The sequence below is a fragment of the Stenotrophomonas sp. YJH_SMC_122 genome, from assembly GCF_059369535.1.
Genome location: NZ_JCAFST010000001.1, coordinates 58,485 through 71,327, shown reverse-complemented (window position 1 = coordinate 71,327; position 12,843 = coordinate 58,485). Strand labels below are relative to the sequence as shown.

The following is a 12,843-nucleotide window of genomic DNA, read 5'->3' as shown; positions in this document are numbered from 1 at the left end:
GGCGGGCTCCCGGAAAGCGGTTTACCAGGTAACGGTCGGTGGAGGAAACAACACGGAGCGGCCGCGCCATTGCGCGCGCCGCCCGTCGCTGTCCCGCCTTACTCGAACAGGCGCTTGTCCTTGGCGTACTCGCGGGCCTGGTTGCGGGTGATCAGGCTGCGCTTGACCAGGTCCTGCAGGTGCTGGTCCAGGGTCATCATGCCGTACTGCTGGCCGGTCTGGATGGCCGAGTACATCTGCGCCACCTTGTCCTCGCGGATCAGGTTGCGGATGGCCGGGGTGCCGACCATGATTTCCCACGCCGCGGTACGGCCGCCGCCGACCTTCTTCAGCAGTGCCTGCGAGATCACCGCACGCAGGGACTCGGACAGCATCGAACGCACCATCGGCTTTTCGCCCGCCGGGAACACGTCGATGATGCGGTCGATGGTCTTGGCCGCCGAACTGGTGTGCAGGGTGCCGAACACCAGGTGGCCGGTTTCCGCGGCGGTCAGTGCCAGGCGGATGGTTTCCAGGTCGCGGAGTTCGCCCACCAGGATGATGTCCGGGTCCTCACGCAGTGCCGAGCGCAGTGCTTCGTTGAAGCCATGCGTGTCACGGTGCACTTCGCGCTGGTTGATCAGGCACTTCTGCGAGGTGTGCACGAATTCGATCGGATCCTCGACGGTGAGGATGTGGCCGTATTCGTTCTTGTTGATGTAGTCGATCATCGCCGCCAGCGTGGTCGACTTGCCCGAGCCGGTCGGGCCGGTCACCAGGATCAGGCCCTGCGGTTGCTGGATCACCTCGCGGAACAGCGGCGGGCAGGCCAGGTCTTCGAGGGTGAGCACCTCGGACGGAATGGTACGGAACACCGCACCGGCGCCGCGGTTCTGGTTGAACGCGTTCACACGGAAGCGCGCCAGCGACGGGATCTCGAAGGAGAAGTCCACTTCGAGGAATTCCTCGTAATCGCGGCGCTGCTTGTCGGACATGATGTCGTACACCAGCGCGTGGACCTGCTTGTGGTCCAGGGCCGGGATGTTGATCCGGCGAACGTCGCCGTCCACCCGGATCATCGGCGGCAGGCCTGCAGACAGGTGCAGGTCGGACGCTTTGTTCTTTACGGAAAACGCCAGCAGTTCGGCGATATCCATGAGCGGCTACTCCCCAATAACGGCTTCGACTGGAAGGATCTTTCCCCGGGCGGCAGTATAGCCTCCTGATTCAACGGAACGCGTTACGTGGCCACTCCCCTGCCCCAGATCCTGAGCAACCTGCATGCCGCCGCCGAGGCGGCCGGCCGGCCCGATCCGCGCCTGCTGGCGGTTTCCAAGACCCAACCGGCCGAGGCCGTGGCCGCGCTGGCCGCGCAGGGCCAGCAGGCCTTCGGCGAAAACTATGTGCAGGAAGCGCTGGCCAAGATGCAGGCGCTGCAGCACCTGGCGCTGGAGTGGCACCTGATCGGCCACCTGCAGTCGAACAAGGCCGAGGCCGTGGCCACCCACTTCGACTGGGTGCAGAGCGTGGACCGGCCCAAGCTGGTAACGGCGCTGGCGCGCCATCGCCCGGCCGCGCGCGGCCCGCTGAATGTGCTGATCCAGGTCAACATCGACGATGAATCCAGCAAGCACGGCTGTGCACCGGAGGATGTCGAGGGGCTGGCCGCTGCGATTGCCGCCGAGCCCTCGCTGTGCCTGCGTGGCCTGATGGCGATTCCTGCGCCGTGGCCCGAGGTGGAGCGCCGTCGGGATGCGTTCGTGCGCATGCGCACACTTTTTCAGTCGCTGGCCGCCCAGCACGCGCAGGTCGACACGCTGTCGATGGGCATGAGCAGCGACTACGCCGACGCCATCGCCGAGGGCGCCACCCTGGTGCGCATCGGCACCGCCCTGTTCGGCGCGCGTGCGCGCCCAGCCTGATTTTCCAAGGAGACGTCCATGGCAGCTGATTCCATCACCTTCATCGGCGGCGGCAACATGGCGCGCAGCCTGATCGCCGGCCTGATCCGCCAGGGCGTGCCGGCCGCGCATATCCATGTGGCCGAACCGGTTGCAGCGCTGCGCGAGTCGCTGGCTGCCGACTTCGGCGTGCAGGTGCACGACAACGCCACCGATGCCGCCGCACAGGGCAGCGCCTGGCTGCTGGCGGTGAAGCCGCAGGTGCTGCGTGAGGTCTGCCAGTCGCTGCAGGCGCTGGCCCAGGCAAACCGGCCGCTGGTGGTGTCGATCGCTGCCGGCATCACCAGCGCACAGCTGGAGCGCTGGCTGGGTGGCAACCTGCCGGTGGTGCGTGCGATGCCCAATACCCCCGCTCTGCTCGGCGCCGGCGTGACCGGCCTGTATGCCACGCCCTTGGTGGATCCACAGCAGCACGCGCAGGCCGAACAGGTGCTGGCCAGTGCCGGGCGCACGGTGTGGATCGAACGCGAGGCACTGATGGATTCGGTCACCGCCGTGTCTGGCAGCGGGCCGGCCTACGTGTTCCTGCTGGCCGAAGCGATGGAAGCGGCGGGTATCGCCCAGGGCCTGCCGGCCGACGCCGCGCGCACGCTGGTGGTGCAGACCCTGCTGGGCGCCTCGCGCATGCTGGATGAGGCCGGTGAGAGCCCGACCGAGCTTCGCCGTCGCGTGACGTCACCCAATGGCACTACCCAGGCCGCGATCGAGAGCTTCCAGGCCGGAGGTTTCGAAGCGCTGGTGGACACCGCACTGCGCGCCGCGCAGGTGCGTGGACAGGAATTGTCTGCGGCGAATGATTGATCCCGATGTGTGCCGACCAACGGTCGGCACCTGCCGATCATCCACGCATGGCGCGGATGCTCATTGCCCCAACGTGGTCATGACGAAATCCACGAAGCACTGCAACCGCGGGCGCGGGCGGCGGTCGGGCAGGTAGATCAGGTGCATCGGCCGCGGTTCGGGCAGGTAGTCGCGCAGCAGCGGCTTCAACCGCCCCGCTGCGATTTCCGCCGCCAGCAGTGCGGTGGGCTGCAGTACCAGCCCGGCCCCGGCCACGGCGGCTTCACGCAATGCGAAGCCATCATTGCTGCTCAGCCGTGCCTCCCAGTCGACGTGTTCGCCGTTGGCCAACTGCCAGCCATGCCCGCCGCGCCAGGCCAGGTGGCTCAGGCAGTCGTGCCCTTGCAGGTCATCCGGTGTTCGCGGCGTGCCGCGCCTGCGCAGGTAAGACGGCGCCGCGCACAGGCTCATCGCATACGGCGGCAGCGGCCGCGCCACCACCTCCTGCGATGGCAACGGCCCGACCCGGATCGCCGCGTCGAAGCCATCTTCGATCAGGTCCACGCGGCGGTTGTTCAGGTCCAGCTCGATATTCAACTGCGGCTGCGCGCGCAGCAGGCCGGCCAGCTGCGGCGCCAGCACGCAGCTGCCCCAGGTGGTGGGCGCGCTGACCCGCAACAGGCCACGCGGCTGTACCTGCAGGCCGGCCACATCGGCCTCGGCCTGCTGCACCTGCTCCAGCACCTGCCGGCACCCGGCCAGGTAGGTGCTGCCGGCTTCGGTCAAGCGCTGGCGGCGGGTGTTCCGTTGCAGCAGTCCGGTGCCTAGGTGCGCCTCCAGCTGCTGGATGTACTTGCCCACCATCACCGCCGACACCTGCAGCTGTTCGGCGGCGCCGGCAAAGCTGCCGCGCTCGGCTACCGCCACGAAGGCCCGCATGCAGCGAAGGGTATCCATTACTAATCCAGGGTTAGGAATCTGCGAATCATACGCCGCTTACCTAACTCCGCTGTGACGGCGCAGACTGCGCTCACTCCCACACGCAAGGAACGGCCATGAAGATTCTCCTCGTCGGTGCCAGCGGCACGCTCGGCCAGGCAGTCGCCCGCCAGCTCGGCCAACAGCATCGGATTCTCGCCGCCGGCCGCAACAGCGGCGAACTGCGCGTGGACCTGACCGATGACGCCAGCGTTGCCGAACTGTTTGCGCGCACAGGCCCGGTAGATGCGGTGATCTCGACCGCAGGCAAACTGCATTTCGGCCCGCTGCAGGACATGACGCCCGAACAGTTCACTATCGGCCTGCAGGACAAACTGCTTGGCCAGGTGCGCTTGGCCTTGGCCGCGCAGCACCACCTCAGTGCGGGCGGCTCGATCACCCTGACCAGCGGCATCGTCAGCGCGCAGCCGATCCGCGACGGCGTCAACGCCACCGCAGTGAATGCCGCACTGGAAGGCTTCGTGCGCGCCGCCGCCCTGGAGCTGCTCCCGCGCGGCCTGCGCATCAACGTGGTCAGCCCGAACGTACTGATCGAATCGATGGCGGCCTACGGCCCCTACTTCCCGGGCTTCGAAGCGGTAAGCGCACAACGCGCCGCACTGGCGTTCCAGCGTGCAGTGGAAGGCATCCAGAGCGGCGAGACGATCACGGTCTGGTAAGAAAAAGGGGACGGAGGGGATTAAGTCGTTTGTGCACTTGCGACTTAATCCCCTCCGTCCCCTTTTTCATTCCCAGCGCATCGGACCGTCGCCGCGTTCGCCGAGAACGTCGCCAGGATTGGCCAGGCGGCAATGCTGCAGTGACAGGCAGCCACAGCCGATGCAGCCGGTCAGTTCATCGCGCAGCAGCTGCAACATGTGGATGCGCTCTTCCAGCTCGGTGCGCCAGCGCGCAGACAGCTTGGCCCAGTCAGCCTTGGTCGGTGCACGGCCTTCAGGCAGGCTCTCGAAGGCGCGGCCGACCGCTTCCAGTGGCATGCCCACCCGCTGCGCAACGCGGATCACTGCCAGCCGGCGCAGCACGTCGCGGCTGTAACGGCGTTGGTTGCCCGAGGTGCGCAGGCTGCTGATCAGGCCCTTGCGCTCGTAGAAATGCAGTGCGGAAACGGCCACGCCACTGCGCTGGGAGACCTCGCCAACGCTGAGTTCCTGGGATGCCATTGCTTGACCTCAACTACAGTTGAGGTGGCATGCTGCTATCTTCGCCGCCCGTTGACAAGCGCGGCCCGCCCCTGACCGGTATGACCCCGACCCTCTCTCCCGCCGACACCCGCCTGCCGGCTGACACATCGATCCTGTCCGCGCGCTACCGCGCCACCACCCTCGGCATGGTTGCGCTGGTCGCGCTGCACGCCTTCGAAGCATTGGCCGTCGCGGCCGCGATGCCCACGGTGGCCGAAGCACTCAGTGGCCTGCGCCTGTATGCGCTTGCGTTCGGCGGCACACTGGCCACCAGCGTGATCGGCATGACCCTGGCCGGACGCTGGGCCGACCGCCAGGGCCCGGCACGGCCGCTGTGGTACGGCCTGGCCTGCTTCGTGCTGGGCCTGCTGCTGGCCGGCTTCGCCGTGCGCATGGGCATGCTGGTGGCCGGGCGCCTGCTGCAGGGCCTGGGTGCGGGCGCGATTTCGGTCTCGCTGTACGTGATGGTCGGCCGCAGCTACCCCGAGCACCTGCGGCCGAAGGTGTTCGCGGCATTCTCGGCGGGCTGGGTGGTGCCCTCGATGGTCGGCCCGGCGCTGAGCGGCCTGATCGTCCAGCATCCCGGCTGGCGCTGGGTGTTCCTGGCGGTGCCGCTGCTGGCAGTCCCTGCTGCCCTGTTGCTGCGGCCTGCGCTGGCGCGCATGCAGCCCTCCGCCGACAGCAGCAACGACGAGGGGCGCGGCAACGTCGTGCGCTGGGCCAGTGGTGCATCGCTGGCGGCGCTGCTGCTGTACTTCGGCGGGCAGCAGCACGGTCCGACCGCCCTGCTCTGCATCGGCGTGGCGATGCTGGCGCTGCTGCTATGCGTGCATCGCCTGCTGCCGGCCGGGACGCTGATCCTGCGCAGGGGCCTGCCCAGCGTGATCGCACTGCGCGGCATCGCCGCTGCCGCATTCTTCGCCTGCGAAGCCTACCTGCCGCTGCTGCTGCAGCGCGAACGCGGGCTCCCGCCCAGCTGGGCCGGCGCGGTGCTCAGCCTCGGCGCACTCGGTTGGTTCGCCGGCTCCTGGCTGCAGGGTCACCAGCAGCGCGGCTGGTCACGCCAGCAGCTGCTGCGCGTCGGCACGGCGATGATGACGGTCGGCATCGCCGCAACGCTTGCGGTGTTGTTCAATGCAGTGCCATTGCCGGTGGCTCTGGTGGGCTGGACGGTCACCGGTTTCGGCATGGGCATGATCTACGCCAGCCTCTCGGTACTCACGCTTTCGCTGTCAGCAGCGCATGAGCAGGGTGCCAACACGTCGGCCCTGCAGCTGAGCGAGGCCCTGTCGGTGACCACCGCATTGGCGGTCTCCGGTGCGTTGTTCGCGCTGTTCGTGGAAAGCGCGCCGCACACCGGCTACCTGCTGTGCCTGGCGATCACCTTCGGCCTGGCGATGCTGGCCGCGGTGATCGCGCGACGGGTGTAGCGCCGCCGAATTTCGGTAGTGCCGGCCGCTGGCCGGCACCATCACGGGATTCCCGCGTGCGCGGAGAGTGCCGGCCAGCGACCAGGACTACCGGGTCCCCGTGCCCACGTCATCGATATCCCGGTGCAGGATGCGCCGCACTTCCAGCACCGCCTGCGGGGTCTCCTGCACGCTGTGGCCGGAAATGATGACCTTCTCCGACTGTGCACCCGGCAGGTGCGCACTCCAGTACGGCACCAGTCCGTCATCGGACTTTTCCACCGGCAGCTCCGGCTTGCGCTGGGCGATGATCGAGTGGTACTTCAGGCCCGCTTCGATCGGCAGCTGCGCTGCGGCCTTCACGAACGGATCGCTGGCCTTGAGGTTGTCGATGCTGTTGGGAATCTTCGGCTTGGCGGTGCCGTCGACCTGCTGCTCGGCCTGCGCCAGCGCCATGAACACGTCCTCGAACTTGCCGAGGATGGTCAGCGGCAGGCGCACCAGCCGGCCCAGCAGGCGCCCGACCTTGTTGCCGGCGATGTCCGTGCCCTGGTGCGGCGCGGCGATGAAGATCGCACGCTCCACGTTCGGCTGTGCCTTGAAATGCAGCAACGGCCCCAGCTTGTTCTGGACGCGCTTCAGACGCTCGCCCTTCAGGTCATAGTTGGCCAGCAGGTCGTTCCACAGCACGTCACCGGAATCGCTCACCAGCAGCCGCGCGAGCACGCCGCCCATGCTGTGGCCGATGTAGACCATGTCCTTCGATGCACGCGTGCTGCCATTGGGATCGAAGTGCTTGAGGGTGTCGTTGAACGCGTTGGCGATCTCGTAGCGGTTCAGCGCGATCGGTGCGTTGGTCGGGTAATAGACCTGCCACACCTGGAACTGCTGGCGCAGTTCGGGGTCGCCCATGATCTCGTTGGCCAGGTTCACCCAGGCTTCCGGGCTGCTGGCCAGGCCGTGCAGCATGAAGATGATGCGGCGGTTCGGGTCCCACGGCTGCATCAGGTAGATGTGTGGCTCGCCGATGCCCTCGCTCATGCCGAACAGGGTGCGCAGTGACTGCCGGGCGAAGCCGCTCTGGGCAAGCCACAGGCCGTAGGCCGCGGTGAAATTGCCGGCCAGCGGCACCTGCTCGCCGTGCAGGGTGATGCGCTCGGTGGCTTCCGGCGAATAGGCATCCAGTTCAACCCGGCGCGTCCGCATCACATCGTCCAGGCTGCTGCCTTCGAAACGCAGCAACGCGGTGACGTTGATCGAGGACATCTCGCTGAACTCGGGCACCGAATCGTCATGACGGTGGCGACGGCCGCGGCGCTCGTCACCGCCATCATCCGCTGCCGTTTCGGCCTTCGGGCCATCCGCTGCGATCACCGGTGCGACCAGCTTCGGCGGGTCCATCACCATCACCAGCTCGGCACCGAAGCCATCGCGGCGATAGGTACTGCGCAGGCCGACGAAGCTGACCGTGCCGGCCGGCACCAGCTGCGCGGGAATGCTCTTCAGGTTCAGCTGCTGGTAGTTGGAAGCCAGCGACCAGCTGCCGACCGAGATCGGCTTCGTGTAGTCCTCGCCCGCCAACGCAGCGGCGCGCGCGCGGACGAACAGCACCACCGCCGCCTTCTCGGCCGCGTAGTTGTAGTAGTCACGCACCTGCGTCTGCCGGTCTTCGAAGGCGCGATCCGATGGTGAGCGGCCGCTGTAGAACAGGTAGGCATAGGCGTAGCGCGCGGCTTCCAGCCAGGCGTCCAGCGCTGCGTCGCTCATCGGCGGATCACCGGCTGCGGTCTTCTTCGGCGTCAGCGCCAGCGCGGCCTTCACCCACAGTTCGGACAGCGCCGACAGCCGCTGCTCGACATTGAGATCGTCGGTCATCAGCAGCGTGCTGCGGCAGACCAGGAAGTCCTTCTCGCACTGCGATTCGTCCAGGCCTGCCGCGCTGAGCGTCTCTCGCGCGGCGGGGCTGAGCTTGCCGGTATTGAGCACGTCGGCACGCTTGTTGACCAGCGAATCGCTGGACTTGACCTGCTTGACGGTGACCATCGCGCAGCCACTGCTGCCCAGCAGCAGGAAGGCGGCGAACAACACCGGCAGCGCACGCTGCCAGCGGATCAGGAGGAGTCGAGTCATTACTGCGGGTCCTGCTCGGTGCCAGGTACGCCCTGGCGGATCACGGTGGAGAAGTGTTCGCCGCTGCCCAGGTCCAACGCACGCTGGGTGATGCGGCCCTTGTCGTGCAGCTCGGCGTACGGCACACCCGGGGTCAACGCACCCACCTCCTGTGCGTACTCGGCCAGGTAGCCGGACAGCAGCAGGCGGTAGTCCAGCGGCAGGCGCGGCGCGATGTGGCGGGCCAGGTCGAAGACGATGGTGGTGCAGTTGCTGGTGAGCGTGTTGTAGAAGCCCGGCTTCGCATCCAGTTCGCGTGCCTGTGCGATGTACGCGGCAAACAGCTCCTTCAGCTGCGCACGGTCCATGCCATGCAGGCGGTACAGGTAGACGTCCTCACCGCGCGCATTGGTGCGGGTGCGGATGATGTCGGTCTCCTCCGCGGCCACCAGGGTCATCTCGAACTTGCGGAAGAAGCCGCCCAGTGCCGAGAACGATTCGCCGCGTTCCTTGCGGATCTCGAGCGAGAACACCACGTGGCGCCCATCCTCGAAGCCAAACGAGATGAGGGTGTGGGCGATCGCCGGGCCCATCCAGTACGACAGCACCAGGTCGGCCGAGCGCAACTGGTCCAGGTCGTACGCGCGGCGCACCCAGTGCGCGTCGTAGTCGGTTTCGCTGCGCCAGGTGAAATCACGCACGTTGTCGAGCACCACGTGGCGGCCGTCGAAGGACACCACATGCAGGCGCTGGGCCACGTCATCGGCCCATACGCGGTCCTGGCGCGGGGTCAGCAGCAGCCACCACAAGCCAGCCAGCGCCAGTGAAGCGCCGAACGCCAGGCCCAGGCGACGGCTGCTGCGGCCACGCGCGACCCGCCACGACGCCCACAGCGCAACCAGCAGCCACAGCGCCGCAACGCCATTGGCCAGCCAGCCCGGCCCCGGCACCTGATAGGCCAGCAGCCCGGTCACCCACAACGCCGCCAGCGCCATGGCACTTCCTGTCATCCAACGTCCTGCGGCTCTCACTGGCATCCTGTCGCGGTCCCGAAGCCGCATAGTTAGCCACAAGCGGGTTCACCGTGGCATCTACGGCCCGTTCAGGCACGCCGGCGCACCGTCTCCGGCGGCCGCACGGCCAGATGAATCACACAGGAGCAATGATGGGCATCACTTCCGTGGCCGGCGTTCCGGTCCAACCCCGGCACCGCGCAACCTGCCACTGCGGCACGGTCGAGCTGCTGCTGGACCTGCCGGACGGCATCGTCGATCCCCGCCGCTGCGACTGCTCGATGTGCCGGCGCCGGGGTGCCATCGCCGCCAGTGTCCCCCGCCAGGGCCTGCAGGTGGTGCGCGGGCAGCATCACCTGCAGAAGTACCAGTTCAACACCCATGTGGCCGAGCACTACTTCTGCGGCGTGTGCGGCATCTACACCCATCACCGGCGCCGCTCCAACCCCGACCAGTACGGCTACAACGTGGCCTGCCTGGAGGGCATTGATCCGTTCGCGCTGGGGGTCATTCCGGTCAGCGACGGGGTCAACCATCCGTCAGACCGCACCGGCTAGTGGCGCGTGCGCCGCGGCGGCGTGGCGACCTTCTGCCAGGGCGCCATGCCGCTGCGCCCCGCCCGCGCGGGTCGTTTCAGCCATGGCCGGCGCGGCGGTGCCTGCGGCGCATCCGCGGCCGGGGGAGGAAGCGGTCGACGGCCAGGCCAGAGATGATCGAGCAGCCACATGGCGGGTCTCCGTGGGGGGACGGGGACGATCAACATTAGACCCGGGTGGGCATGGGCGGCGTGAGCGGAAGACGACAACGGGATGACGGCGAAGGCGGGCGATGAGCCTGCTACGCAGTACGCCCGACCAACGCGTCTTTATGTTGCCGCAGCAACAGGCGCAACACGGCGGCACAGGCGGCGGTCAGCAGCGCCAGTACCCGCAGCAGTGTTGCCAGCGCCTCACCACTGGCGTGCTGCAGCTGCATGCGGCTCATCGCCGGTAGCAGTGCCTGCGCCTGTTCCCGCGCCCCCGTGGCCAGATAGGCACCGGCACGCGCCAGCGATGCCGGCGACGCGCCCTGCAGCTGATGGCCGATCAGCAGCGCAAGCAAGGCAGTGACTGCGGCCAATGCGATGCCTTCACCGGCCACCCGCACGGTTCCGAAGATGCCAGCGGCCATGCCCGCACGCTGTACCGGCACCACGCTGACCGACAGCCCATCCATCAGGCCCCACGGCAAGGCCGTTCCTGCGCCGATCAGCATCAGCAACGGCACCCACTGCGACGGCGACGGATGCGATGCGTGGCGCGACAACAGGTACAGACCAGAGGCACAGGCCAGCAGGCCCAGCGTGCACAGCCGCGCACTTCCAACGCGCTCCGCCCAGCGCGCGGCCAGCATCGGCAGCACCAGCATCGGCGCGGACAGGGCCAGCATCTGCAGCCCCACCAGGGTCGCGCTCTGTCCGTGCACACCCAGCAGCTGCAGAGGCAGTACCACCAGCAGCACCACATAGCCGAAGCAGGTTGCGACCGGCAGCAGCTGGACACCGAGGAACGCCGGTTGCGAGAACAGCGAGAGGTCCAGCAACGGTGAGCGGTGCAGCCGTTCGATGCAGACGAATACCCCGCCCAGCATCAGCGTCGCCAACAGCGCCAGTTGCACGCGCACGGTATGCAGGCCGAACTCGCCCAGCCACAGCAGGGCCAGGGTCAACGCTGCCAGCATCAGGCTGAAGCCCAGCATGCCGCCGACATCCAGCCGCCCGCGTTCACCATGGCTTTCGGGCAACACACGCGCGCTCAGTACGAAGGCGGCCAATGTCAGCACGCCGCCGACGGCGAACACACTGCGCCATCCCAATGCCTGCAGCAGCAGACCCGCAAGCAGCGGCCCCAGCGCCAACCCTGCACCGAATGTGGCGCCCAGCAGAGCGAAGACACGGCCACGCATCGGCCCCTGCCAGGCATGCGCGAGCGCAGCCGTGCCCGATGCCAACGCCGCTGCGGCGGCAACGCCCTGCAACCCACGCGCCAGATCCAGCGAGGGCAGCGTGGGAGCAAGGCAGACGGCGGTCGTGGCAATGGTGAAGCCTGCTGTGCCCAGCAGGAACAACCGCCGCCGGCCATAGCGGTCGGCCAGGCCACCGGCAGCGAGCAGCAGGCTGCCGAAGGTGAGCATGAAGGCGTTGGTCACCCAGGCCAGCACGCTCGGCGACGACGCTACGGAACTGGCCAGCGCGGGCACCGCGACCGCACCGGCCGAGAAGGACAACGGCAACGCCAGTGCGGCCAGGCAGACGGCAAGCAGGGTCCAGCGCTGCTGCGTCTTAACAGGTACAGGGAGCATCGAAACCGGGGCCATACGGGCCTCCATCCATCAGGGGCATTGATGATGGACACGCCGCTATTCCTGAAAAACAGGCTCGATGGACGTTGATTACGGCCAGATGTTCCGCAATCATCCCCACATGGACTCCATTTCTGCCCTGCTCGCCTTCGTCCGCACCGCGGAGGCCGGCAGCATCGTGGGTGCTGCGCGTGTACTTGGCCTGTCCGCGTCGGCGGTCGGCAAGCGCATCGCCCGTCTTGAACAGGACCTGGGCACCCGGTTGTTCCAACGCACCACCCGCCGCGTGCATCTCACCGACGAAGGCGAACTACTGCTGCAGCGCTGCCGGCGTGCACTGGACGAGCTTTCCGAAGCACAGGCGGACCTGGCGCAGCGACAGCACGCCCCCAGCGGGCTGCTGCGCATCGGCCTGCCCACCATCGGCTACCGCTTCCTGTTGCCGGTGCTGCCCGGCTTCCAGCAACGCTATCCGCAGGTGCAGCTGGAACTGGACTTCAACGACCGCATCGTCGATGTGGTCAGCGAAGGCCTGGATGCAGTGATACGCAGTGGCGAACTGGCCGATTCCAGCCTGACCGCACGGCGGCTGGGTGGTTTTCGTTTCATTCTCTGTGCGGCGCCGGGCTATCTGCAGATGCATGGAACGCCCGGCGATGTGGGCGACCTGCGCATGCATACCGCGCTGCGCTTCCGTTACCCCACCACGGGAAAGCTGCATCCCTGGCAGCTGCCGGGCATCGAAGGCGATGCCGGAGCGCGCCTTCCCACGGCGATGACCTGCAACAACATGGAGGCCGTGCTGGCCGCTGCGATCGGTTGCATGGGCCTGGCCTGGATGCCTGACTTCCTCGCAGACGACGCGCTGGCCGATGGCCGCCTGCAACGGGTACTGCCCGCGCTGCCGACGCACCAGGGGCAGTTCTCGCTGCTATGGCCCGGTGGGCGCCATCCCAGCGCACGCCTGCGGGTGTTCATCGACTATGCCGTTGCGCATCTTTTCCGCGGCTCCCCAGAAAAGGGGACGGAGGGGATTAAGTCGTAATCGGGTCTGCCATGCCTGAAACGACTT

Annotated in this window: 12 protein-coding genes; 6 read left to right on the top strand and 6 right to left on the bottom strand. The window is 67.5% G+C overall.

Going from position 1 to position 12,843, the window contains the following annotated elements:
* Window positions 1-98: 98 nt before the first annotated feature.
* Window positions 99-1,136 (bottom strand): type IV pilus twitching motility protein PilT, encoded by a 1,038-nt coding sequence (locus AC5P66_RS00340; protein WP_004147099.1) that lies wholly within the window; start codon window positions 1,134-1,136, stop codon window positions 99-101.
* Window positions 1,137-1,223: 87 nt separating this feature from the next.
* Between AC5P66_RS00340 and AC5P66_RS00335 the strand changes: the two genes are divergently transcribed.
* Together AC5P66_RS00335 and proC are read left to right on the top strand one after the other, a co-directional pair.
* Complete coding sequence (locus AC5P66_RS00335) at window positions 1,224-1,901, top strand: YggS family pyridoxal phosphate-dependent enzyme (RefSeq protein ID WP_099494700.1); 678 nt, start codon at window positions 1,224-1,226, stop codon at window positions 1,899-1,901.
* Window positions 1,902-1,919: 18 nt separating this feature from the next.
* Window positions 1,920-2,741: a pyrroline-5-carboxylate reductase gene (gene proC / locus AC5P66_RS00330; protein WP_099494699.1), complete on the top strand. Its 822-nt coding sequence runs from the start codon at window positions 1,920-1,922 to the stop codon at window positions 2,739-2,741.
* A gap of 60 nt (window positions 2,742-2,801) precedes the next feature.
* On the opposite strand, the gene AC5P66_RS00325 is transcribed toward proC, so the two are convergent.
* Complete coding sequence (locus tag AC5P66_RS00325) at window positions 2,802-3,677, bottom strand: LysR family transcriptional regulator (RefSeq protein WP_111096558.1); 876 nt, start codon at window positions 3,675-3,677, stop codon at window positions 2,802-2,804.
* Window positions 3,678-3,775: 98 nt separating this feature from the next.
* Between AC5P66_RS00325 and AC5P66_RS00320 the strand changes: the two genes are divergently transcribed.
* Window positions 3,776-4,378: a short chain dehydrogenase gene (locus AC5P66_RS00320; protein WP_099494697.1), complete on the top strand. Its 603-nt coding sequence runs from the start codon at window positions 3,776-3,778 to the stop codon at window positions 4,376-4,378.
* Between the two features lie 66 nt (window positions 4,379-4,444).
* Here the strand turns inward: AC5P66_RS00320 and soxR are convergent, their stop codons facing one another.
* Window positions 4,445-4,879 (bottom strand): redox-sensitive transcriptional activator SoxR, encoded by a 435-nt coding sequence (gene soxR, locus AC5P66_RS00315; protein ID WP_005415534.1) that lies wholly within the window; start codon window positions 4,877-4,879, stop codon window positions 4,445-4,447.
* 29 nt (window positions 4,880-4,908) lie between these two features.
* On the opposite strand from soxR, the gene AC5P66_RS00310 reads away from it, so the two are divergent.
* Window positions 4,909-6,330, top strand: a complete 1,422-nt coding sequence (locus AC5P66_RS00310) for an MFS transporter (RefSeq protein ID WP_099494696.1) — start codon at window positions 4,909-4,911, stop codon at window positions 6,328-6,330.
* 87 nt (window positions 6,331-6,417) lie between these two features.
* On the opposite strand, the gene AC5P66_RS00305 is transcribed toward AC5P66_RS00310, so the two are convergent.
* Window positions 6,418-8,439 carry an esterase/lipase family protein gene (locus AC5P66_RS00305; RefSeq protein WP_049417092.1) on the bottom strand — a complete coding sequence of 674 codons (2,022 nt, stop codon included), beginning with the start codon at window positions 8,437-8,439 and terminating at the stop codon, window positions 6,418-6,420.
* Window positions 8,439-9,413, bottom strand: coding sequence for an Lnb N-terminal periplasmic domain-containing protein (locus tag AC5P66_RS00300; RefSeq protein WP_080354765.1), 975 nt, complete (start codon window positions 9,411-9,413; stop codon window positions 8,439-8,441). Before AC5P66_RS00300 ends, AC5P66_RS00305 begins: the two co-directional genes overlap by 1 nt.
* A 170-nt stretch (window positions 9,414-9,583) precedes the next feature.
* Between AC5P66_RS00300 and AC5P66_RS00295 the strand changes: the two genes are divergently transcribed.
* A complete protein-coding gene (locus AC5P66_RS00295; RefSeq protein WP_005415530.1) occupies window positions 9,584-9,988 on the top strand; it encodes a GFA family protein in 405 nt (134 codons plus the stop codon).
* Between the two features lie 280 nt (window positions 9,989-10,268).
* On the opposite strand, the gene AC5P66_RS00290 is transcribed toward AC5P66_RS00295, so the two are convergent.
* On the bottom strand, window positions 10,269-11,786 hold the full coding sequence (locus tag AC5P66_RS00290; RefSeq protein ID WP_099591100.1) for an MFS transporter: 1,518 nt from the start codon (window positions 11,784-11,786) through the stop codon (window positions 10,269-10,271).
* A gap of 106 nt (window positions 11,787-11,892) precedes the next feature.
* Between AC5P66_RS00290 and AC5P66_RS00285 the strand changes: the two genes are divergently transcribed.
* Window positions 11,893-12,816 carry a LysR family transcriptional regulator gene (locus tag AC5P66_RS00285; RefSeq protein ID WP_111096565.1) on the top strand — a complete coding sequence of 308 codons (924 nt, stop codon included), beginning with the start codon at window positions 11,893-11,895 and terminating at the stop codon, window positions 12,814-12,816.
* The last annotated feature ends 27 nt before the right edge of the window (window positions 12,817-12,843 follow it).

Coding starts and splice junctions, on each gene's coding strand:
- AC5P66_RS00340 (WP_004147099.1), bottom strand. CDS start 1,136: ATGGATATCGCCGAACTGCTGGCGTTTTCCGTAAAGAACAAAGCGTCC.
- proC (WP_099494699.1), top strand. CDS start 1,920: ATGGCAGCTGATTCCATCACCTTCATCGGCGGCGGCAACATGGCGCGC.
- AC5P66_RS00325 (WP_111096558.1), bottom strand. CDS start 3,677: ATGGATACCCTTCGCTGCATGCGGGCCTTCGTGGCGGTAGCCGAGCGC.
- AC5P66_RS00320 (WP_099494697.1), top strand. CDS start 3,776: ATGAAGATTCTCCTCGTCGGTGCCAGCGGCACGCTCGGCCAGGCAGTC.
- soxR (WP_005415534.1), bottom strand. CDS start 4,879: ATGGCATCCCAGGAACTCAGCGTTGGCGAGGTCTCCCAGCGCAGTGGC.
- AC5P66_RS00310 (WP_099494696.1), top strand. CDS start 4,909: ATGCTGCTATCTTCGCCGCCCGTTGACAAGCGCGGCCCGCCCCTGACC.
- AC5P66_RS00305 (WP_049417092.1), bottom strand. CDS start 8,439: ATGACTCGACTCCTCCTGATCCGCTGGCAGCGTGCGCTGCCGGTGTTG.
- AC5P66_RS00300 (WP_080354765.1), bottom strand. CDS start 9,413: ATGGCGCTGGCGGCGTTGTGGGTGACCGGGCTGCTGGCCTATCAGGTG.
- AC5P66_RS00295 (WP_005415530.1), top strand. CDS start 9,584: ATGGGCATCACTTCCGTGGCCGGCGTTCCGGTCCAACCCCGGCACCGC.
- AC5P66_RS00290 (WP_099591100.1), bottom strand. CDS start 11,786: ATGGCCCCGGTTTCGATGCTCCCTGTACCTGTTAAGACGCAGCAGCGC.
- AC5P66_RS00285 (WP_111096565.1), top strand. CDS start 11,893: ATGGACTCCATTTCTGCCCTGCTCGCCTTCGTCCGCACCGCGGAGGCC.